Here is a 21,822-nt window from a genome sequence, read left to right as displayed (position 1 = left end):
CATATTTCTATCTTATCAAACTTCTTGATTGCTTTATATGGGGGGAACAAAATGAACAAATCGAAAAATCGCTGGCTCATTGCAACAAGTGCTGTAGGAATTCATTTATCTATTGGGTCTGTTTATGCTTGGAGTGTTTTTACGAATCCTTTACATGAAGCCTTTCAGTGGTCATTAACAGAAATAAGTCTCACCTTCAGTATTGCTATTTTATTTTTAGGTTTATCTGCTGCTTTCATGGGACATTTCGTTGAAAGGTATGGCCCAAAGGCATCGGGGCTCTTCTCAGCTATTTTCTTCGGCATCGGAATGACTGGATCAGGATTCGCTGTCCACATGTCCTCACTGCCTCTCCTCTATTTATTTTATGGGGTACTCGCTGGAATAGGCTTAGGTGTAGGCTATATTGCACCTGTATCAACTCTAGTCAAATGGTTTCCGGATCGAAGAGGGCTTGCAACCGGTTTAGCCATTATGGGGTTTGGATTTGCTTCTCTTATTTGCAGCCCAATTATTCAATTTCTCATTGAAAAAGTGAATATCGCAAATACTTTTTATATTCTTGGAATCTCCTATTTTATCATCATGGTGACCTCATCTCTTTATTTATCACCACCAACACCTGATGACGTCAAACAATTTGACACATTCAAAACAAAGCAAAGAAAAATTCCTCAAGATTTATCACAGCTTACAGCAAATGAAGCGATCAAGACAAGACGTTTTTATTATTTGTGGCTTATGCTTTTTATTAATATCACATGCGGAATTGCTATTATTTCAGTAGCGTCACCTCTTGCTCAAGAAAGTGTTGGGTTCACTGCAGGTGCTGCAGCCACTCTTGTGGGCATTTTAGGTGCTTTTAATGGGTTAGGACGAATTGGCTGGGCATCGTTCTCAGATTATATAGGAAGACCGAATACCTACACGATTTTTTTCAGTATCCAGCTCATTGCTTTTCCTTTACTTCCCTATTTAAAAGAACCGCTCATCTTTTCAATCGTCATGGCGATCATTTATACGTGCTATGGAGGAGGATTTGCTTCAATTCCAGCCTATATTGGGGATTTGTTTGGTACAAAGCAGCTTGGTGCCATACACGGTTATATTCTGACGGCTTGGGCCGCTGCGGGTTTAGCAGGCCCTCTATTTTCATCCTTCATCCGAGATATAACAGGTAATTACACACAGAGTCTCATGGTGTTCTCTGGCTTATTTTTCATCGCTTTTATCATATCACTTCTTATTCGGAAGGATATTCAGCAGCTGAGAGAAACAAACCCACCTACTGCTTCTTCTGTTTCAGCCCGACCTTAATTTGAATTTGACAGAATCACAATCTAAAGGTAATTTTTAGATATGAAAACGCTTTACAAAGTAATAGGAGGGTGATGATCTCATGGGGAAAACAAAACACAAAGGGCCTGTTAAACTCAATAAAAAACCCTCACCAAAGCTATGGGCCTCTTTTGCACCAATGGGGCTTGGCAAAGTGAAACCGAAACACATTCGAGATACGATGAAAGTGGCATGGGAGAACAAAGATAACCTTCCCTATGCGTACCGTATTTTAACGCAGGGAGTTTGTGACGGCTGTGCACTTGGTGTCTCAGGACTGTATGATCAAACGCTCGCAGGACCTCATATATGCACTACAAGACTAAATGTACTTCGTCTCAACACAATGCCAGCTATTGATCCAAAATGGTTTGAAGATATTCATCAGCTAAAGCAAATGGACAGCACCTCTCTTCGCAAGCTTGGGCGAATTCCTTATCCATTGCTCCGAAAAAAAGGTGACAATGCCTTTACACGTATTTCTTGGGATAATGCACTAGATCAAATCGCATCTAAAATCCAATCAATTGATAAACGGCAGCTTGCTTTCTATTTAACCGCCAGAGGAATTACAAATGAAGTTTATTATACCGCTGCAAAGGCAGCTCGATTTATAGGAACGAATCATATTGATAATGCTTCTCGCATTTGCCATTCACCAAGTAAAACCGCTCTTAAACGGTCCCTCGGCATCGGTGCTTCAAGCTGTAATTACAGCGATTGGATTGGAACGGATGTATTAATTTTTTGGGGATCTGTCGCAGCAAACAATCAGCCTGTTTCCACTAAATATATGTACGCTGCTAAAAAGAAGGGGACAAAAATTATCGTCATCAATCCGTATAAAGAGCCTGCCATGGAAAAATACTGGGTTCCTTCTATTCCAGAGAGTGCATTATTCGGTACAAAAATTGCGGATGATTTTTACCAAGTCAATATAGGCGGCGATATTGCGTTTATGAACGGCGTCATCAAGCATTGGTTTGACATGGAGCAGCATGCTCCCCATTCGGCCCTTGATCACGAATTTATTCAAAACCATACAACAGGCATACAGGATTTAAAGCGGCATGTCGCACAGTTGAAGTGGAAGGACCTAGAAGCATCATCAGGTTTATCAAAAGAAAGAATGAAGGAATTTGCGACATTGCTTGCCAATGCTAATTCAGGTGTTTTTATTTGGAGTATGGGCCTTACTCAACACCGCTTTGCAACTGATAATATATCACAGGTTGCCAACCTTGCCATGCTGCGAGGATTCATTGGCAGAAAACATTGTGGTGTCATGCCAATTCGGGGGCATAGCGGAGTCCAAGGTTCCGGTGAAATGGGCGCTGATCCATTCGTTTTGCCGGGTAGTGATTTTGATGAAGAGAATATTAAAAGAATCGAACATATATGGGGATTTGACATTCCTAAATGGCATGGTGACACCATTGGGCAATCCTTTGAGAAGATGGCTCTCCCAAAAGATCATCCACAAAAACTCAAAATGCTGTTTACGAGTGGTGGAAACTTTTTAGAAACGATGCCAAATCCAGAAGCGATCGAAAAAGCATTATCTGAACTTGAACTCCGTGTCCACCAAGATATCATTTTGAATACCTCTACGCTGGTAGACGCTGAAGAGGCGGTAATTGTGCTGCCTGCTATGACAAGATATGAACAACCAGGCGGCGGCACATCAACCAGTACGGAACGCATGGTTTATTTCAGTCCAGAAATTGAAGGACCTCGTATTGAGGAAGCCAGAGCAGAATGGGACATTTATGTTGATCTTGCGAAAAGGGTCCGGCCAGAAGATGCCGAGCTGATTCATTTTGAAACAGCTGAAGACATTCGTCGTGAGATTGCGATCGCCAACCGAAACTATGATGGCATCCAGCATTTACGTCATAAGGGAGACGTTTTTCAATGGGGAGGCGCATGGCTTTGTGAAGATGGCGAGTGTCCAACGCCAGACGGAAAGGGACATCTTCTTCCTGCCCAGCTGCCTCAATATCGAAAAACCGAAGGACATTTCAATATCACGACAAGAAGAGGAAAGCAGTTCAACTCCATGATCTACAGTGAAAAGGATGCCTTTAATGGTGGAAAACGTCATTCTATCCTAATGAATGAAGAAGATGCAAAAGAGCTTTACGTCCAAGAAGGTGATCCAGTTGTTCTCTTTAATCAATATGGGTCCTATCAAGGAGTGGCTCAATTCGGAGAGTTGAGACGTGGCAATATCGCAGTTTATTGGCCTGAAGGGAACGTTTTAATTCCTAAAGGTGTGTATGAGAGCTACTCACAGATTCCCGAATATAATACGGCTGCCATATTAGAAAAAGCCGAAACCTTTCATGCAAGAAAGGATCAGCATTACGTGGAGAAACGAATCGATGAATTAGAAACGACTTTGAATTAATCGTCAACTTAAAAACAGCTGGGGTTATTTTCCCCAGCTGCCATTCACTCTCTACCGACCAAAAACGCTCGCTTCTTGTTGAAGAATGCGATTCAATTCTTCGGCATTTGCTGCCGGTTGATATTGTCCTCCACCCGCTTTTGCAACAGATTTTAGACTTTTTGCTTCTTTTTCATTTACGTCGAAGCCAATGATATTAACAATTGTATCTATCCCGTCTTCATGTAATTCCTTTGCTGCTTGTGAAGGACTTCCACCACAAGTTTCTTCACCATCACTGACAACATAAACAATATTTTTGCCTTCAGCCTGGTGATCTTCAAAATCTTGTTTCGTATCCGTTAATGCTTTTGCAAGTGGTGTCCAGCCAGTTGGCTTATACACGTTCAGTGCTTGCTGAAATGTTGATGGCTCATATGATCCAAATCCGTAAACAGCTTCAGAACTTGAACAAGATACGGCTTTCCCTGCATTTTTATTGGTTCCTTCATGACCAAACACACGAAGCAGAACTTGTGTATCTTCAGATAAAATACTCGCAAAGCTTTGAATAGACCGTTTAGCAATTTCGATTTTCTTTTCACCTTCAACTGACTGTGCCATGCTGCCGCTTAAATCGAGTAATATCACCACATGAGCAGGCGGCTCCTGTTTTGTTACAGCATGAGCTGGTGAAGAAAGAAGCAGGACAAGACTAGCCAAAATGGTTAATATGATATTTCTTTTCATCAATAAAAACCTCCATTTTTTTACTTTTGTACAGAAAAAGAGAAACGAAAGCATAAATCAATCGTTTCCCTTTTGTTCAGCAAGTTATTCGTGTAGTTTTAATGATTCTGCTGAAAAGATAGAACCCATTTCTTTACCAGTGCTTGCTTGGTAGTAATGGCCTTTACCAGCTTTGGCTACTTGCTTCAATTGACCTTCATAGCCATCGTTAAAGTCTAATCCGATCACATTTACAACAGTTGATCCTTTTGAGTTATGCAATTCTTTTGCTACTTTTACTGGATCTCCGCCACAAGTTTCTTCACCATCAGTGATTAAGTACACAATATGCTTTGTTCCTGCATGAAGCTGCTCATCCGCTTGTTTTGCATTTTCAAGTGCACGTGCAATCGGTGTCCACCCAGTTGGCCCAAGTCCGTTTAAAGAGTTTTCAAAGCTGTCTTTTTCATAAGGCTGTACGCCATAAACGCCTCTAATGACTTCACATGATTGAGCTTTACCTGAATTTTTGTTGTTTCCTTCAGAACCAAACAAGCTCATACGAATTTTAGCGTCTTTAGGAAGTGACTGAGCAAATTTAAATACCTCTTGTTTAGCGAGATCAAATTTGCGCTCTCCCTCTACTTTTCTTGCCATGCTTCCGCTTGCATCAAGTAAGATTGTCACTCTTACATCTTTGTTATGTTTTTTGACTGTAGATGCTTCTGCAAATACTGGTGAAGAGATTGACATAGATAATGTCAATACAGTTAAGGTTACGAGTGTGATTACTTTTTTCAACATACTTTTCCTTCCTCCTTATGTATTTGATTGAAACATCTTAATCGTAAATTATTCTGTCTTGGAATGGTATAGGACTCGGTCCCTTTTTCTCTTTCATCAAAATCACTAAAATTCTGTCAGATGTCTAGATATTTTCACCTAACACACCCATTATCCTCTCGTTTTCTCTGTCTTTCGAGGGACTTTGTATCAGCCATCAGTTCTTGTCAGGACATAAATGTTTAAGATTTCCTGACCTGCGTCTTAAGTCGTGATTTGACACATTCTGTTCAAATCTTTTTGAACAAACAAAAAATGCCTCATTTCTGAGGCACCTTTGCTTTATTTTTTAGCCATATACGTGTTGAGAAAACGATCGGCTGATTCGATTTGAATGCCTTTATAATAATGTTTCACGATGGCATCTACTTTTTTGCCAGCCTGCGCCATATAATGCGCACCATATTGACTCATGCCTACACCATGACCATATCCTTTTGTTGTAATGACAATCTGCTGGCCCTGGCGTTCCCATGTGAAGTCCGCTGAATGAAGGCCTAGTGATTCTCGAATGTCTCGGCCTGACAGTGTTTTACCGTTGATCACGGCTTTCGCTACTTGGTTTCCTGGTGTCCGTTCTACAATCTGTCCGACCTGAGCCTGCTGAGTGAGCGTCACACCTAATTTTTGCTGAAATTCACTTACAGAGATGGTTTTCTTGTTTTGAAATTTTGGCGATTTTTCGTCCCATTTACTTGAGACACTTTTCAAATAAGGGATTTCGTTTTTCCAATAGGCTTCGGCATTTTCCGTTTTTCCATTACTTGTTGAAAAGAATGAAGCATCAATTGGTTTCTCGTCATAAGTCAGCACTTTTCCTTGTGTGCTGGCGACAGCTTCCGTGACCTTTTTTAATTTCCAATTGTACGCTTTCCCCCAAATTTTCTTAAGTTCCTGTTTGTTTTTGTACACCTGGAACATTTGGGTATCATCTACAAGAGAACCCTTAGGTGATTTGACAGTCTTATCACTGATCATTTGTCTGACGATATACGTTCTTGCTGCGAGCGCTTGTGCCTTGAGTGCTTCCATTTCAAAATCAGCTGGCATTTCAGATGCTACGACACCGATCACATACTCTTCTAAGGGGATGTTTTCTACCTGCTGATGAGCAGAGCGATAGACGGGGATAGCGACGGGTGATTGCTTCAATTTGACTGAACCCTTCACTTCTTTTTTAACTGATGGTTCCGCTGCTACGTGCTGGCTAGCCGCCGGCTTCCCTTGGAATGTCGGCAACACAAGTAATGTTGGAATCATTAAAATGATGATGCATATTCCTGCGATTGTCCATATCATTGGTTTCATATTTGGCTGCCCCCATTTGTCATTGAATCTCTTTTATCCTATGGGCAGGGACAAGCTAATATGACAGCTTCTTTCATTTAGTGGACAAGTCTTTTATGGAGGGTATGAGGCTGTCCTTCAAATGGATTTTACTGTTCGTCTGTATGAATAAAATTTAAGATGGTTGGATACACTAATGATAAGCTTCGTGAAATGAAGCATTCTATGATTCTAAAAAAAAATCAGCATGCCCAATGGACACACTGATTTCTTTAATGACTAAGCGTTCAGATCTGATACAACTTGTTCTTGTGTCACATCTGCTGATTCATCGTTTACTCTTTCAATGTCTGCACCGATTGCTGCAAGCTTTTGGTGGAAGTTCACATAACCACGGTCAATATGCTTCAACTCTGTGACACGTGTATGACCTTCTGCCACTAATCCAGCAAGTACAAGTGCTGCTCCTGCTCTTAAATCAGTCGCTGCCACTTCAGCACCTTGAAGTTGAACTGGCCCATTGATAATGACAGAGCGACCCTCAATTTTAATATCGCCATTCATGCGGCGGAATTCTTCAGCATGCATAAAGCGGTTTTCAAACACCGTTTCTGTGATCATGCTTGTTCCGTTCGCACGAAGCAATAGCGCCATCATCTGAGATTGCATATCCGTTGGGAACCCAGGATGTGGCATTGTTTTTAGATCAATTGGCTTGAGCTCAGATGGTCCAATGACTCTTAAACCTTCTTCTTCTTCAATGATCTGAATACCCATTTCTTCCATTTTTGCAACAAGTGATGTCATGTGCTCTGGCACTGCGCCTTTTACAAGAACATTTCCTTCTGTAATGGCTGCTGCCACCATGAAAGTACCTGCTTCAATTCTGTCAGGGATGATGTTGTGTTTTGCACCGTGAAGTGTTTCCACACCTTCGATTTTGATTGTACCAGTACCAGCACCGCGAACCTTACCGCCCATGGCATTGATGTAGTTTGCTAAATCAACAATTTCAGGTTCTTTTGCTACGTTTTCTAAAATTGTTGTTCCTTCAGCTAATGCTGCTGCCATGATGATGTTTTCAGTTGCCCCTACACTTGGGAAATCCAAATAGATTTTTGCACCTTTTAAACGGCCTTTTACTTCAGCCTCGATGAAACCATTACCTACTTGAATTTTAGCTCCCATTGCTTCAAAGCCTTTTAAATGCTGATCAATTGGTCTTGAACCAATTGCACAGCCTCCAGGTAATGCAACTCTTGCATGACCTGTTCTTGCTAAAAGTGGTCCCATGACAAGCACGGATGCTCTCATTTTACGGACATACTCAAACGGAGCCTCAGTTTCTAGTGCATGAGATGCATCAACTGATACTTCGTTATTTTCAAAATGTACTTCTGCTCCTAAATGACGTAACACTTCATTGATTGTATATACATCGGAGAGCGTAGGTACATCACAAATTACGCTTTTTTCTGTACTTGCTAACAAAGATGCAGCGATAACTGGTAAAACGGCATTTTTTGCGCCTTCTACTTTAACTGTGCCGTTTAACTTTTGACCGCCGCGGACGATGATTTTTTCCAAGGTCTTCCCCTCCGCGTCCCAAATTCTCTATATTAATATTCAGTCGTTACGATTGGTGTGCCAACCGTAATCGTATGATTTTCGTTCATTTCCGAACTTCTGATGGCAATTTGAACATTCATTTTATCATTTGAAGTCATAATGAACTGTTCCCACTTATCTGTGTAAGCGGAAAGCGACACAAAATTAGACTCAACGAGATACTCAACTGGTTTTGCTTGAAATTCATTTGCTAACGTTTCAGCTTTTTTTTGCAAAACAACATCCATCATACCATTTACATGACCATCGAGACAAGTAAAAATTACAATTTTCTCTTGTAATATGCTTTTTGCATGACGTACGAACTGATTATATGTATGCTCCCAGGTATTCAGTGGGCGAGCACCTTTTTGCTCATATAATAAATACGACTTTTGATTTGATTTTGTGTCGGTCTTCACGAGTAAAATTTTCGATTCTGTATCATTTTTTTCATCTTTGTAAATTCCTGTGACTTTGGTGACATGTTGTTCTTTTTTTTCGGTCCACTCATACTGTCGTAGTTCGTCTTTCAAACGTTTCACTTTTTTTGAAAATTGTTCGGATGAAATATCTACATTTGTTTTGGCATGAAGGGTCCATCCATCGACTTCGATTTGCTGGTTTTTCAAACCTTCTGCTATTTGAGCGAGCGGAGAAGATTCTTCCGCACGAATCCCTTGAATCATCAGAACAAAAAAAAGAATAAACGCAAATAATGGCCAACCTTTCAAATACTTTCTCACCTGTCATTCCCCCTTGCTACAAGTGTTGCCGCAAGGAGGTCAATGCATACGTGGAAAAGTCAACAAAAGGCGAGCCTTTTGACCCTTCTTTTTACGTTCCCGCAGAAGGCCGTGACCAAACCTTTTATGTTAGAACATATAAGGAATTTGTCTGGAGAAATTTAAGTAATCAAGGAAGAAATTGCTGACCGCAGATGCGATCGCAATGGTAATGAGCATCATCAGCAGCCTTGCTTGAACGATTTTCCCTTTTTTAATGAGTGGATCAATATTTACAGCAAGCAGTGCCCACCATGTAACCGCGATAAAAAATAGGTGAATCACAATGCCCACGATTGCTTGTTGTCCTACGTCTTCCATACAATTGAATCCTCCTTTTATTTATTTCTGTAAAGGAAAACTCCCTTTCATTATATCCTCGAAAATCGGAAAGATGAATCATTTGGAAAAAAGAGCTACATTTAGTGTGAATCCCCTCTTATCCTGATGCCAAGGAGATGATATACTGCGTGTGGAAGGAGCTGAACACATTGAAAGATTCTTTTCCTGACTTTGTTGATTTGTACGGAGAATTGGTTCCCTCATTTGATCATGAATGGGAGGCCATTGCTTTCTACTTTGATTATAGACAGACACAGCTAGAAGAATTAGCACAATTGTGTCATTTTCATAACATTTCTTTGGATTACTCTGAGGAAAGCCTGTATCAGTTAGAATCACTATACTTTGATGCATTGACTAAGCAGCTGTTCGCTGAGTGGAAAATGCCAATAGATGCATTAGAAGCGATAATGAGTGTGTATTTAGGAGAGGTTGTCATCCGTCATCATTCAGATGCTGACTGGGTAGTGCGGCCTTATATGGACTCTTCGCACCAATATACGCTTGGCTTACGCAGAAACAATAAAACATGGCATTGCAGTACGCAATTTTGCGAGCAGTTATATTTAGAAAAGCAAGCATCTCATCCTTATGTGTCGATGTATCAATCTCTCATGTCATCCTAAAAAAAATCCTTCTTATCACTGTGATAAGAAGGATTTTCTATTTTATTTCCCTGCTACATTTAAACGGTTTAATGCCCGTTTTAATGCGAGTTCCGCCCGGCGTACATCACTTTCATTCGGGTGGTTCAAATGCTCTTCAGCACGCTGTTTCGCTGATTTAGCACGATCAACATCAACTTTGTCTGATGTTTCAGCGGCCTGAGCAAGAATCGTTACTTGTTCAGGGCGGACTTCAACAAACCCGCCACTTACTGCAACCAATTCAGTTGATCCACTATGTTTTAAGCGAACTGCACCGATTTTTAGCGGAGCAACCATTGGAACGTGGCCAGCTAAAATACCAAGCTCACCGCTTTCTGCTCTTACACTGACCATTTCCACATCCGCTTGATACACTGGGCCGTCGGGAGTAACGATATTGACTTGAACGGTCTTCATGCTTTTACCCTCCTAAGGACCAGATTAGGCCTCTACACCCATCTCTTTGGCTTTTTCAACCACTTCTTCAATGCGTCCAACTAAGCGGAATGCATCTTCTGGAAGGTGATCGTATTTACCAGATAAGATTTCCTTGAAGCCTTTAACAGTTTCTTTCAATGGCACATAAGAACCTTTTTGGCCAGTGAACTGCTCTGCTACGTGGAAGTTTTGAGATAGGAAGAATTGAACACGACGCGCTCTGTGTACCACAAGCTTATCGTCCTCAGATAATTCATCCATACCTAAAATGGCAATGATATCTTGTAATTCTTTATAGCGCTGCAATGTTTGCTGCACTTCACGCGCAATCGCATAATGCTCTTCGCCAACGATCTCAGGTGCAAGTGCACGAGATGTTGAAGCAAGAGGATCAACCGCTGGATAAATACCCATTTCAGTCAGCTTACGCTCAAGGTTTGTCGTTGCATCAAGGTGAGCGAACGTAGTTGCTGGAGCTGGATCCGTATAGTCATCCGCAGGTACATAGATTGCTTGAATCGATGTAACCGATCCTACGTTTGTAGACGTGATACGCTCTTGCAGCTGACCCATTTCTGTTGCAAGTGTCGGCTGATAACCTACCGCTGAAGGCATACGTCCAAGAAGGGCTGAAACTTCAGAACCTGCTTGTGTAAAACGATAGATGTTATCAATGAAGAACAATACGTCTTGACCTTGTTCATCACGGAAATGCTCTGCCATTGTCAAACCAGTTAGGGCAACACGCATACGTGCACCTGGCGGCTCATTCATTTGGCCGAAGACCATGGCTGTTTTTTCGATAACGCCAGAATCTTTCATTTCGTAGTAAAGGTCGTTTCCTTCACGTGTACGCTCTCCAACACCAGCGAATACAGAAATACCGCCGTGTTCTTGTGCGATGTTGTTGATTAATTCTTGAATCAGAACGGTTTTACCTACACCGGCTCCACCGAATAGACCGATCTTTCCACCTTTGATGTAAGGAGCAAGCAGGTCAACAACTTTGATACCTGTTTCAAGAATTTCAACTTCTGTAGAAAGTTGATCAAAAGAAGGCGCTTGTCTGTGGATTGGATCTCTTTGAGCTTCTACAAGTGGCTCATCTAAGTCAATGTTATCTCCCAGTACGTTGAATACACGTCCAAGTGTTACGTTACCAACTGGTACTGAAATTGGTTTTCCAAGGTCTACAGCTTCCATACCGCGCTTCACACCGTCTGTTGATGCCATTGCGATGGTTCTCACTGTATCATCACCTAAATGTAGTGCTACTTCTAAAGTTAAGTCGATATCAACTTCACTTTCGCTTTCCGCTTTATGCGAAACTTTGATCGCATTATAAATCTCAGGCAAGTGACCGTCTTCAAAACGAACGTCTACGACTGGTCCCATGATCTGACTGATGCGTCCTGTTTTCATTGCATTCCCTCCTGACAATTATTTTTATTCTAAGGCAGCTGCTCCGCCGACAATTTCTGTAATCTCTTGTGTAATCGCTGCTTGACGAGCACGGTTGTAAGAGAGTGTCAGGCTGTCGATCAATTCTTTTGCGTTGTCTGTTGCACTCTTCATTGCTGTCATTCTTGCAGCATGTTCACTTGCTTTGCTGTCAAGAAGCGCACCGAAAATCAAACTCTCTGCATATTGAGGAAGGAGAACTTCAAGAATTTCTTCTTCAGAAGGCTCAAACTCATAAGATGCGGAACGTTTATTTGGTGTCGCTGCGGCCGAAAGGTCCGTTAGCGGCAATAATTTCTTCTCTGTTACTTCTTGTGAAATCGCACTGACAAAGTGGTTGTAGAACATGTAAAGTTCGTCAAACGCTTCATCAGAGAACATTTGAACTGTGCTGCTTGCTAATTCTTTAATATCAGCAAACGCTACTTCGTCTCCAAGCCCTGTTACTTCAGAAATAACTGGAATACCACGCTTTTTGAAGAAGTCGCGTCCGATTTTACCAATGACAATCACCGCATATTCATCAGCGGATTGATGACGAGATTGAATGGTTTGGTAAGCGGCACGCAAAATCGAGCTGTTAAAAGGTCCTGCAAGCCCTCGATCAGATGTAATGACGAGATACCCTGTTTTCTTGACAGGTCTTGAAAGAAGCATTGGGTGCTTAGCACTTGTTCCAGTTGCGATTGCAGCAACCACTTCCTGGATTTTCTCCATGTAAGGAACAAAAGACTTCGCATTGTTTTCAGCACGATTCAGTTTCGCAGCTGATACCATTTGCATCGCTTTTGTGATCTGACTCGATTTTTTCGTTGACGTGATCCTTGACTTTATATCGCGTAATGAGGCCAAAGATTTCACCACCTTTTTTCAGGAATCCGTGTTCATTTACGTGAAAAGAGAGAAAAAGAGAATCTTTTTCTCTCGGAAAGATTACTAATTAGTTGCTTGGTGCAAACGTACGTTTAAAGCCTTCGATTGCTGTCTTCCACTCTTCATCAGCAGGCATATTTCCTGTTTGAGAGATTGTGTCAAACAAGCCTTTATGGTTTTCTTCAATGTACAAGAATAACTCAGCTTCAAAACGTTTAACATCAGCAATGGCAACATCGTCTAAGTATCCTCTTGTTAGTGCGTAAAGAATCGCTACTTGTTTTTCAACTTTAAGCGGTTTGTTCAAGTCTTGTTTTAAGACTTCAACTGTTCTTGCACCACGGTTTAATTTCGCTTGAGTCGCTTGGTCTAGATCAGATCCAAACTGAGCGAATGCTTCAAGCTCACGATAAGAAGCAAGATCCAGACGAAGTGTACCTGCTACCTTTTTCATCGCTTTGATTTGTGCAGAACCACCCACACGAGATACAGACAATCCTGCGTTTACCGCTGGACGTACGCCTGAGAAGAAGAGGTCAGATTGTAAGAAAATCTGTCCATCTGTAATGGAAATAACGTTTGTTGGGATATATGCAGAAATATCGCCAGCTTGCGTTTCTACGAAAGGCAATGCTGTGATAGAACCGCCACCCTTTTCGTCACTAAGCTTCGCTGCACGTTCTAATAAACGAGAGTGAAGATAGAAAACATCACCAGGGAATGCCTCACGACCTGGAGGACGACGAAGCAATAATGAAAGCTCACGGTAAGCTGCCGCTTGTTTAGAAAGGTCATCATAGACAACAAGTACGTGCTTGCCGTTATACATGAATTCCTCACCCATCGTTACACCTGCATAAGGAGCAAGGTAAAGAAGTGGAGCTGGCTGTGATGCAGAAGCTGTGACAACGATTGTGTAGTCAAGCGCACCATGCTTACGAAGTGTTTCAACAACACCACGAACCGTTGATTCTTTTTGTCCGATGGCTACATAAATACAGATCATGTCTTGATCTTTTTGGTTTAGAATCGTATCGATTGCAACAGATGTTTTACCTGTTTGACGGTCACCAATGATCAATTCACGCTGTCCGCGGCCGATTGGAATCAAGGCATCAATTGCTTTAATTCCTGTTTGAAGCGGCTCATGTACAGATTTACGATCCATAACGCCAGGTGCTTCACTTTCGATTGGACGTGTTTTGCTTGTTAAGATTGGACCTAGTCCATCAACAGGCTGACCAAGCGGGTTCACAATACGTCCGATTAACTCTTCACCTACTGGAACCTCCATGATACGACCTGTACGTTTTACGTCGTCACCTTCGCGGATATCTTTGTAAGGTCCTAAAATAACGATACCTACGTTAGACTCCTCAAGGTTTTGAGCCATACCCATTACACCGTTAGAGAACTCAACCAGCTCTCCTGCCATAATGTTGTCAAGGCCATGTACACGCGCGATACCGTCCCCTACTTGAATGACTGTACCGACATCTTTTACTTCAATTTCTGATTGATAGTTTTGGATTTGCTGCTTTATCAGCGCGCTAATCTCTTCAGCTTTGATACTCACTAAGGTTTCACCCCTTCTAACGATTTTCGCCTGCAAGCTGACGTTCAATGCGGGAAAGCTTTCCGCTGACACTGCCGTCATAAATGCGGTTTCCGATACGGATTTTCACTCCGCCTATTAGATCCTTGTCAATCACATTTTCAACACGCAGTGATGTGACTCCGGCTTTTTTGGCAAATACTTCAGATAAAGATTGAATTTCAGCACCGCTCAGCGGTTTCACTGAATACACGACCGCATCGTCTATTTGTTTCGTACGGTTTGCAAGTTTCACAAACTCAGACGTCATTTCAGAGAAAATATTCGTGCGTCCGCGGTCAATCAGTAAATACATTGTGTGCAATACATAAGTAGAAACACCTTTGAAAGCCTCAGCAATCAACTGTTTCTTTTTGTCTGCTGTAATCTTTGGATGAACAAGGAAGTCATTGAGTTCTTGATCAGCCTTTAGAACTTTTTTGATCTCATTCAGCTCTTTTTCAGTTTCGTCTACTGCCGAAGAAGCAAGAACGATGTCAAAAAGAGCAGAAGCGTAACGCTTAGAGACAATAGTTACGCTCATCGGCTTTCGCCTGCCTCTTTAAGGTACTCTTGAATCAATTTCTCTTGTGCCTGCTCATCAAGTTCTTTTTCAATCACTTTAGATGCAATCAGCACAGATAGTGATGCAACCTGCTCACGCAGTGCAGCCACAGCTTGTTCTTTTTCTTTCACGATTTCAGTTCTAGCAGACTCTTTCAAGCGCTCTGATTCTTGACGTGCTGCTTGAATGATCTCTTCTTTTTGTTTCTCACCAATCTTTTTCGCATTTTCGATGAGTGTATGTGATTCTTCGCGTGCTTCTTTCAATAAGACACGTTGTTCTTCAAGAAGCTTTTCAGCTTGAACGTGCTTTTCTTCAGCACTTGAAATTTCATTTCCTATATAATCTTCACGCTGCTTCATAATACCTAATAAAGGCTTAAGCGCAAATTTCTTTAAAAGTGCAAGCAAAATGAGCATAGCGATAAGCTGGAATAACATATCACCGGCGTTGAAGCTTAAGCCCCCTGCTCCTAAAACCACTGGTAACTGAGACATTTAGTACGGCAACTCCCTTCTTTAAATAATATGTTAAGAAACAAAACATAAAGGAATGGCGAAGTTTCGAACTAATCTGATCTTCGCCATTAAAATTCATATTAGAACGCTTCTCACATATTAACCAAAGAATGCCAAGAATGCGATAACGACAGCGATAATTGGAAGTGCCTCAACTAAAGCGACCCCGATGAACATAAGTGTTCTTAGTTCTCTACCAGCTTCTGGCTGACGAGCGATTCCTTCAACTGTTTTAGATACGATTAGACCGTTACCAATACCTGCTCCTAGTGCTCCTAAACCGATTGCAATTGCTGCTGCTATTAAATTCATTAAAAAGCTCCTCCTTTAAAATAACGTCCTTTTTGGACTCTCAATTTTTTTAGTGTTCGTCGCTGACTTTATGGGAAATGTACACCATTGTCAGCATGGTGAAGATAAATGCCTGGATGGTTCCGACAAACAAACTGAATGCCTGCCATACAATCATTGGCACGATGGCACCTAATGTACCAACGATACCAAGCGCAATGTTTTGCGAGTAGAAATTGGTCGCAAGTCCTGCAAGTAAACCAAGAAGAATCTCTCCAGCGAAAATATTTCCGTAAAGACGCAAACCAAGTGTTAGCGTGTTTGCAAATTCTTCAATAAGTTTCAATGGTACTAAAAGCGGAATTGGTCTAAAGTAGTCTTTCGTATATTCCTTGACTCCTTTTGCCTTGACACCATAGTAGTGTGTGAGACCCATGACCATAATTGCTAGTGTCATTGTGATTGCAGGATCAGCAGTTGGTGATTTCCACCATAAGTTGTGATCGACCGTAATCGAGAATGGCAGTCCAAGCATGTTTGAAACAAATATGTACATGAGTAATGTAACGCCAAGCGCTAGAAATGGGGCTCCTGTTTTCATGTCCATCGAACTACCTATGATATTTCGAACAAAATCAACGATCCATTCCATGAAGTTCTGCGCCTTAGTCGGACGAATAGACAGAACACGAGTAGTCAGCACCGCTATGAGAAGAACGATGATACTAGCAATCGTAATCATGAGAACATTGGATAAGTTGAACGTTAACCCTAAAAATTCTGTAGTTTTTGAACTGTGACCCAAAGAGTATTCACCTCTCTTCCATAGTAGAACGTTTAAGTTGAATGAAGGAATCTATCATAATGACAGGATATATTGTCATTAATCCTATAACAACACCTGCCAGATGAACTTCATTAGGGTAACGCCAAGCAATCGCTACTGCGAGAATCGCGTTGGCCCACCTGGCTGTACTTCCCATTGAACGAATGGATTTTCCTTTTTTAACCGCTCGATCAAAAGCGTGCATTCTCCGTATAAGTAGGAATAAATTAAAGAAAGCAAAAATTGTGCCGATAATGAAACCAAGAAACAGTGGTTTAAAACCAGGCATGGCATAGCCAAACACAAAAATTGCCAATAGATAGAACATGTATTTACTCTGTCTGCGGAAAATCGCGTTTGGATCGTTCATTCATCTGACTCCCGATGAAAAGTATTGTAAAAAAGGTGATAAATGGTGATGAAAACTGCGTAGAAGACGCTGATGATAAGCCGTCCTGTTCGAAAAAAATCAATCACCCATCGGTCTAATTGCACAATCAGACTTGAAATCTTTAGATCTATGGGATGCTGCTTCATTCGTTGATACAAACCCTGATTATTAAAGGGTTCACAATGAGGATTAGTAGAGTGCTATAGGCTATGAAAACCTTACCATAATACCCTCGTTTAGCATACAATAGCGTCTATGATGTGTCAATCCGTTCAAAGTTAAAAAACTTTTCTATAGTGATAGAGCACACAAAATGTTCACAATTTCATCAAACTTTAGGAGAGATGTGACATTCATTGAAAAAAACAGCCAATGTTCAGTATACAATGATTTTTCTAAGAACGGTATCAACCGTTTGTCATATATTTCAAAAAAGCCCACATGCACGTTTTGCATGTGGGCTTTTATTAAGACTTTCTTATTTCGTTCCATACATACGGTCACCAGCATCACCAAGACCTGGAATGATGTAACCTTTTTCGTTTAGTTTCTCATCTAATGCAGCAATGTAGATATCAACATCTGGATGATGCTTTTGCATTTCTTCTACACCTTCAGGGGCAGCAATCAGACACATGAAGCGAATGTTTTTCGCACCGCGTTTTTTCAAGCTGTTTAACGCTTCGACTGCTGAGCCGCCAGTTGCAAGCATTGGGTCTACTACGATAAATTCACGCTCTTCCACATCAGATGGAAGCTTCACATAATATTCAACAGGCTTTAATGTTTTCGGATCGCGGTATAAACCAACATGTCCCACTTTAGCAGCTGGAATGAGTTTCAAAATCCCGTCTACCATTCCAAGACCTGCTCTTAAAATTGGCACAACACCGAGTTTTTTACCTGAGATCACGTTTGATTTCGCTACTTGTACAGGTGTTTCTACATCTACCTCTTCAAGCGGTAAATCTCTTGTGATTTCAAATGCCATTAATGTTGCGACTTCATCCACTAGCTCTCTAAATTCTTTAGTTCCTGTATGAACGTCACGAATATATGTAAGTTTGTGCTGAATAAGCGGGTGATCAAATACATAAACCTTTGCCATAGCTTGCTACAACTCCTTTTCTGTCATCTTCCGGTGAACTTTGCACACTTCCTACAATTCTACATAAAAAGACATCATCTTTCAATATGATTCGCAAATCCTACAAAAAAAACCCACATGCCAAAAATAGGCAAATGGGTCTGTTTTTTAATAATCTAATTCGTTATATAGAGGGAAACGGGCCGTAAGATCAGATACACGCTTTTTCGCCTCTTCTAATTTCGCTTCATCTTCATGATGTTTTAGCGCAAGTGCAATAATGGAACCGACTTCTTTCATCGCTTCTTGATCGAAACCGCGGCTTGTTACTGCTGCTGTCCCTACACGTACACCACTTGTGACAAATGGTTTTTCTGGATCATAAGGAATTGCATTTTTGTTCACTGTAATACCGATTTCATCAAGAACGTTTTCTGCAATTTTTCCTGTGATGCCAAGAGAACGCAAGTCAATGAGAACAAGATGGTTATCTGTTCCGCCAGATACAAGCTGAATATCTTCAGATAAAAGAGTTTCAGCTAGTTGTTTTGCATTATCAATGACGTTTTGTGCATATGTTTTGAAATCTCCGTTCAATACTTCACCGAAAGAAACAGCTTTTGCAGAGATGACATGCATGAGTGGTCCACCTTGAATACCAGGGAAAATCGATTTGTCGATCTTTTTACCAAACTCTTCACGGCAAAGAATCATTCCGCCGCGAGGTCCGCGTAATGTTTTGTGAGTTGTCGTTGTCACAAAATCTGCGTAAGGAACTGGATTTGGATGAAGACCTGCTGCAACAAGACCAGCAATGTGAGCCATGTCGACCATAAAGTAAGCACCGACTTCATCAGCAATCTCACGAAACTTTTTGAAATCAATTTGACGTGGGTATGCACTTGCACCCGCAACGATCAGTTTCGGCTTATGTTCACGTGCTTTTTCAAGTACATCTTGATAGTCGATATGCTGAGTTTCTTTATCTACACCATATTCTACAAAGTTGTACTGTACCCCACTAAAGTTTACAGGACTTCCGTGTGTTAAATGCCCGCCATGTGATAAGTTCATGCCCAGCACTGTATCGCCATGCTCAAGAATAGTAAAGTAAACAGCCATGTTCGCTTGAGCACCTGAGTGAGGTTGTACGTTCACATACTCAGCGCCAAAAATTTCTTTTGCGCGGTCACGTGCGATATCTTCCACAACGTCTACATGTTCACAGCCGCCATAGTAGCGTTTACCAGGATAGCCCTCAGCGTATTTATTTGTTAATACAGAGCCCTGTGCTTCCATGACTGCTTCGCTTACGAAGTTTTCTGATGCAATTAATTCGATTTTGTCCTGCTGGCGTTTCCGCTCTAGTTGAATTGCTTTGAATACTTGTGCGTCTTGCTCAGGTAAATGTTTCATCAGCGAAATCCTCTCCAATCTATTTCCATTCGATGTTTTCACCATCTCATTGTACACGGTTTTTGAGTAAAATGTAAAAGTTTTTTTTGGAAAATCGACTTCTTTTTTATGAAAACCCGAATATTTAAGTGGTAAAGCGTCTTCATCATTCAACATATATTAGAAATATATCGAAGCTATGATCTTGTATAAACCGCTCGTTCTCCGCCAATCAGCTTCGGACGTGTTTTCGCAAAAGTCACATGTGCATGTCCTAATTGATGACGGCTGAGACGGACAGGTACAGCGACTCTCTTTAAGTGCATCCCAATTAACGTATCGCCGATATCAATTCCAGCATGAGCCTCAATGGATTCGACTAATACAGGATGTTCCATTTGCTGATACGCATGAGCCGCCATCGAACCACCCGCTTTACGGACAGGTACTGCAGCTACAATCTCCAAGTTAAAACGGAAAGCCACTTCTTCTTCAACGACTAGGGCACGATTGAGATGCTCACAGCATTGAAAGGCGAGCTCAATGCCGGTCTCTCGTCTTAACTGATCCAATTCTTGATAGATGGACGCAGCAATTTGCTCACTTCCTGCAGTACCAATATGCTCACCAGCCACTTCTGACGTACTGCAGCCAATGACTAAAATTTGCCCGGCACGCAATTCAACTGTTTGATGAAACTCTTTTAACATTTCAAGCCAATCTTGACCAATGTTCATATTAAGCGCTCCTTATAGGTGCTTTTCTTCGTAATCAGCAATTTTGCCAATCCGCACAGCATGGCGTCCTGCTGTAAACTCTGTTGTCAGCCAAATATGCGCAATCTCACGTGCTAATCCTGGTCCAATCACTCGCTCTCCCATTGCAAGAACGTTCGTATCATTATGTTCTCTAGTTGCTTTTGCACTAAATGTATCATGTGCTAATGCACAGCGAATTCCTTTTACTTTATTTGCCGAGATGCTCATGCCGATGCCTGTCCCGCAAATTAAAATGCCGCGGTCGACTTCTCCGTTTGCCACCATATTGGCTACTGGGAATGCATAATCTGGGTAGTCTACAGAACCTGATCCGCATTCACAACCCATATCAATGTATTCGATCTTCAATTCATCCATCAGTTGTTTGATTTCTTCACGAATATTCGTTCCGCCGTGATCGGATGCAATGGCTACTTTCATCGGGCAATTCCTCCTAAGGGTGAGTTGATCTGTTATGTCTTACATTCATTCTTTATTTACAGTTATATTTTAACCTCTGCCTAGTGATTTGCAAACAAAAGCAGAAAAACCGTTGACGCAACGGTTTTACAGGTTATCTATGATGATGATCTTTTTTCAATTTCTCAGCGAGCTGATACAGTAAGGCTTCAAGTTCATCACGAGTTTCCTGATAAACAGAAAGACTTCCTCCAAACGGGTCGGATACATCGCCTTCTGTTCCTGTCGCAAATTCCTTTAAAGTAAAGACCTTGCCTTTTGCATACGCATATTGCTCAGTAATCAACTGTTTATGCTGCATAGTCATCGTGAAGACGTAATGAGCTTCGCGCAGAAGCTCCTCTGTCAATTTTGATGATGAGTGATTCAGTGGAATGCTTTTCTCAAATAATGCTTCGATCGCTTGAGGAGAAGCCTTCCCTTCATCGGTGGCGAAAATCCCTGCGGATTTTACAGTGACCTCTAAACCTTTTTCATCGGCAATTGAAGCAAAAAGGGCTTGAGCCATTGGACTTCTGCATGTATTTCCCGTACAAACAAATAAGATTTTCATCTTTCGCCCTCCTTTTCTTCTATTATATAGCATTTCATTCTACATGTTATGTAAGGAGACTCGCTAGAGCGGAAATAATAATTTAATACCAAAGGCTAGTAAAATGATTCCGCCAAGCGCGCCGCTATATGAACCCACCCATGACCGAACCTGTTTACCGAGTAATAATCCGAGCCATGTGAGAAGCATACTAAAAAAACCAAACAATAATATAGTCATCCACACCTGGGAACCGTAAATCCCGAGGCTTAAACCAACAGAGAAGCTGTCTAGGCTGACACTTGTAGCAAAAAGAACGAGACCAGTCCCAACAGGTGCGATAAAGGGCTTATCCTCTTTGCGGATAGAAGCAACGATCATTTGTAGTCCCAGCACCAAAAGCAGCGCCCCGCCAATATAGGTGGCAAGAAGACCGAGCCATCCGGATAAGAGCTGACCTGTCAGCATACCAAAAAGCGGCATAAACATATGAAATATCCCAATAACAAGTCCAATATAAATGATCTGGCGGAACCTCAGCTGAATCATCCCCATACCAAGTCCAACCGAAAAAGCATCCATTCCAAGTGCAAAAGCCATGATGCTGAGCGTCAGCAATTCGCCAGCTAGTTCGTTCATGTAAAT

The 21,822-nt window shown here is 41.5% G+C and carries 24 protein-coding genes; 3 read left to right on the top strand and 21 right to left on the bottom strand.

Features of this window, described 5'->3' with window-relative positions; genetic code table 11:
* The first annotated feature begins 51 nt into the window (after positions 1–51).
* Together V6Z54_RS09405 and V6Z54_RS09400 are read left to right on the top strand one after the other, a co-directional pair.
* Positions 52–1,317 (top strand): OFA family MFS transporter, encoded by a 1,266-nt coding sequence (locus V6Z54_RS09405; protein ID WP_075612054.1) that lies wholly within the window; start codon positions 52–54, stop codon positions 1,315–1,317.
* Positions 1,318–1,399: 82 nt separating this feature from the next.
* Complete coding sequence (locus V6Z54_RS09400) at positions 1,400–3,748, top strand: FdhF/YdeP family oxidoreductase (RefSeq protein WP_041087862.1); 2,349 nt, start codon at positions 1,400–1,402, stop codon at positions 3,746–3,748.
* A 51-nt stretch (positions 3,749–3,799) separates the two neighbouring features.
* On the opposite strand, the gene V6Z54_RS09395 is transcribed toward V6Z54_RS09400, so the two are convergent.
* From V6Z54_RS09395 to V6Z54_RS09370, 6 genes are all read right to left on the bottom strand, one after another.
* Positions 3,800–4,477, bottom strand: coding sequence for a VWA domain-containing protein (locus V6Z54_RS09395; protein ID WP_041087860.1), 678 nt, complete (start codon positions 4,475–4,477; stop codon positions 3,800–3,802).
* 84 nt (positions 4,478–4,561) lie between these two features.
* Positions 4,562–5,260, bottom strand: a complete 699-nt coding sequence (locus V6Z54_RS09390) for a VWA domain-containing protein (protein ID WP_080772281.1) — start codon at positions 5,258–5,260, stop codon at positions 4,562–4,564.
* 321 nt (positions 5,261–5,581) lie between these two features.
* Positions 5,582–6,607, bottom strand: a complete 1,026-nt coding sequence (spoIID, locus tag V6Z54_RS09385) for a stage II sporulation protein D (protein ID WP_041087858.1) — start codon at positions 6,605–6,607, stop codon at positions 5,582–5,584.
* A gap of 258 nt (positions 6,608–6,865) precedes the next feature.
* Complete coding sequence (gene murA, locus V6Z54_RS09380) at positions 6,866–8,173, bottom strand: UDP-N-acetylglucosamine 1-carboxyvinyltransferase (RefSeq protein WP_024423722.1); 1,308 nt, start codon at positions 8,171–8,173, stop codon at positions 6,866–6,868.
* 32 nt (positions 8,174–8,205) lie between these two features.
* On the bottom strand, positions 8,206–8,940 hold the full coding sequence (locus V6Z54_RS09375) for a YwmB family TATA-box binding protein (RefSeq protein ID WP_338527260.1): 735 nt from the start codon (positions 8,938–8,940) through the stop codon (positions 8,206–8,208).
* 129 nt (positions 8,941–9,069) lie between these two features.
* Complete coding sequence (locus tag V6Z54_RS09370; protein WP_024423724.1) at positions 9,070–9,300, bottom strand: DUF1146 family protein; 231 nt, start codon at positions 9,298–9,300, stop codon at positions 9,070–9,072.
* A 170-nt stretch (positions 9,301–9,470) separates the two neighbouring features.
* Between V6Z54_RS09370 and V6Z54_RS09365 the strand changes: the two genes are divergently transcribed.
* On the top strand, positions 9,471–9,947 hold the full coding sequence (locus tag V6Z54_RS09365; protein WP_338527259.1) for a hypothetical protein: 477 nt from the start codon (positions 9,471–9,473) through the stop codon (positions 9,945–9,947).
* Positions 9,948–9,989: 42 nt separating this feature from the next.
* Here V6Z54_RS09365 and V6Z54_RS09360 read toward each other — a convergent pair whose 3' ends face one another.
* The 15 genes from V6Z54_RS09360 to V6Z54_RS09290 form a co-directional block, all read right to left on the bottom strand.
* On the bottom strand, positions 9,990–10,385 hold the full coding sequence (locus tag V6Z54_RS09360; RefSeq protein WP_003214592.1) for a F0F1 ATP synthase subunit epsilon: 396 nt from the start codon (positions 10,383–10,385) through the stop codon (positions 9,990–9,992).
* Positions 10,386–10,409: 24 nt separating this feature from the next.
* Positions 10,410–11,828: a F0F1 ATP synthase subunit beta gene (gene atpD / locus V6Z54_RS09355; protein ID WP_041087854.1), complete on the bottom strand. Its 1,419-nt coding sequence runs from the start codon at positions 11,826–11,828 to the stop codon at positions 10,410–10,412.
* Between the two features lie 24 nt (positions 11,829–11,852).
* Positions 11,853–12,719 carry a F0F1 ATP synthase subunit gamma gene (locus V6Z54_RS09350; RefSeq protein WP_024423727.1) on the bottom strand — a complete coding sequence of 289 codons (867 nt, stop codon included), beginning with the start codon at positions 12,717–12,719 and terminating at the stop codon, positions 11,853–11,855.
* An 88-nt stretch (positions 12,720–12,807) separates the two neighbouring features.
* Positions 12,808–14,316: a F0F1 ATP synthase subunit alpha gene (atpA, locus tag V6Z54_RS09345; RefSeq protein WP_024423728.1), complete on the bottom strand. Its 1,509-nt coding sequence runs from the start codon at positions 14,314–14,316 to the stop codon at positions 12,808–12,810.
* Positions 14,317–14,332: 16 nt separating this feature from the next.
* On the bottom strand, positions 14,333–14,878 hold the full coding sequence (locus V6Z54_RS09340; protein ID WP_024426340.1) for a F0F1 ATP synthase subunit delta: 546 nt from the start codon (positions 14,876–14,878) through the stop codon (positions 14,333–14,335).
* A complete protein-coding gene (gene atpF, locus V6Z54_RS09335; RefSeq protein WP_034281220.1) occupies positions 14,875–15,396 on the bottom strand; it encodes a F0F1 ATP synthase subunit B in 522 nt (173 codons plus the stop codon). The genes V6Z54_RS09340 and atpF overlap by 4 nt, the downstream gene beginning before the upstream one ends.
* A 120-nt stretch (positions 15,397–15,516) precedes the next feature.
* Positions 15,517–15,729 (bottom strand): F0F1 ATP synthase subunit C, encoded by a 213-nt coding sequence (gene atpE, locus V6Z54_RS09330; protein ID WP_003214968.1) that lies wholly within the window; start codon positions 15,727–15,729, stop codon positions 15,517–15,519.
* A 49-nt stretch (positions 15,730–15,778) separates the two neighbouring features.
* Positions 15,779–16,513 (bottom strand): F0F1 ATP synthase subunit A, encoded by a 735-nt coding sequence (gene atpB / locus V6Z54_RS09325; RefSeq protein WP_073978871.1) that lies wholly within the window; start codon positions 16,511–16,513, stop codon positions 15,779–15,781.
* Positions 16,514–16,520: 7 nt separating this feature from the next.
* Complete coding sequence (locus tag V6Z54_RS09320; RefSeq protein ID WP_024423731.1) at positions 16,521–16,904, bottom strand: ATP synthase subunit I; 384 nt, start codon at positions 16,902–16,904, stop codon at positions 16,521–16,523.
* 499 nt (positions 16,905–17,403) lie between these two features.
* Positions 17,404–18,033 carry a uracil phosphoribosyltransferase gene (gene upp, locus V6Z54_RS09315; RefSeq protein ID WP_003214553.1) on the bottom strand — a complete coding sequence of 210 codons (630 nt, stop codon included), beginning with the start codon at positions 18,031–18,033 and terminating at the stop codon, positions 17,404–17,406.
* 147 nt (positions 18,034–18,180) lie between these two features.
* Positions 18,181–19,428: a serine hydroxymethyltransferase gene (gene glyA, locus V6Z54_RS09310; RefSeq protein ID WP_034281450.1), complete on the bottom strand. Its 1,248-nt coding sequence runs from the start codon at positions 19,426–19,428 to the stop codon at positions 18,181–18,183.
* A 176-nt stretch (positions 19,429–19,604) separates the two neighbouring features.
* Positions 19,605–20,144, bottom strand: a complete 540-nt coding sequence (locus V6Z54_RS09305; protein WP_039182113.1) for a TIGR01440 family protein — start codon at positions 20,142–20,144, stop codon at positions 19,605–19,607.
* A 12-nt stretch (positions 20,145–20,156) separates the two neighbouring features.
* The gene (gene rpiB / locus V6Z54_RS09300; RefSeq protein WP_003214714.1) at positions 20,157–20,606 is read right to left on the bottom strand and encodes a ribose 5-phosphate isomerase B; all 450 of its coding nucleotides are present in this window, start codon (positions 20,604–20,606) and stop codon (positions 20,157–20,159) included.
* Positions 20,607–20,739: 133 nt separating this feature from the next.
* Positions 20,740–21,198: a low molecular weight protein arginine phosphatase gene (locus tag V6Z54_RS09295; protein ID WP_269102732.1), complete on the bottom strand. Its 459-nt coding sequence runs from the start codon at positions 21,196–21,198 to the stop codon at positions 20,740–20,742.
* A gap of 63 nt (positions 21,199–21,261) precedes the next feature.
* Entirely contained in the window at positions 21,262–21,816 is a 555-nt protein-coding gene (locus V6Z54_RS09290) for a manganese efflux pump (protein WP_039182117.1), read from the bottom strand.
* Positions 21,817–21,822: the final 6 nt, after the last annotated feature.

Source organism: Bacillus sp. MAG717A (assembly GCF_036884855.1).
Taxonomy (GTDB): domain Bacteria; phylum Bacillota; class Bacilli; order Bacillales; family Bacillaceae; genus Bacillus; species Bacillus safensis.
Note: the sequence above shows the minus strand (reverse complement) of the source record. Positions and strands in the feature narration are given on the sequence as shown.